Below are 526 nucleotides of genomic sequence, written 5' to 3'. Positions count from 1 at the left end.
ACATAGCCTTATCCTTATCTGCATTTATCATCTCATAAACATAAAGACGAACCACTCCTTCTGGAACTACATCTTTGATTTTTGTTGCAGCAATATCTACTGCAGGTGAGTAACTAAGTGTTCTTTCAGCCATATTATTCTCCTTCCACTACAGGCTCATTTTGGCTTGTTATAGAAGCGTTTTGTGCTACAGCCATCTGAGAAGCAGCCTGTCCTCTTTTAACCGCTAAATCAGCCTCTAAATTATCAATCTGGAACTGATCAATAGGTGGCAATGGTAGTTCAGTTGTGATATTAACTCCTACCAACTCACCCAATGCTTTGAAAAACCTGTCATAGTTGTATTTTCTCAACTTGTTCATTTTAGTCAATTGTTCCAATACAGTTCTGTCAATCTTACTCATTTCAAGTGTGGATTGCTGTGCTGCTTTCCCCATTACCAAGTCAGTTGATTTGAAAGCATATTTAAGAATACGGTTTTCTAGGAACACTATCTGGTTCTGTAGAATATCAGGTGTAGCCGATC

The 526-nt window shown here is 38.2% G+C and carries 1 protein-coding gene; it reads right to left on the bottom strand.

Annotated elements, in window-relative coordinates:
• Positions 1-134 precede the first annotated feature (134 nt).
• Positions 135-526, bottom strand: a 392-nt coding sequence (locus tag N1032_RS27750) for a hypothetical protein (RefSeq protein WP_259543958.1), incomplete at its 5' end; no start/stop codon positions are given.

This window comes from Herbiconiux daphne (genome assembly GCF_024979295.1).
Taxonomy (GTDB): domain Bacteria; phylum Actinomycetota; class Actinomycetes; order Actinomycetales; family Microbacteriaceae; genus Herbiconiux; species Herbiconiux daphnes.
This window is presented reverse-complemented; position numbering and strand designations above follow the sequence as displayed.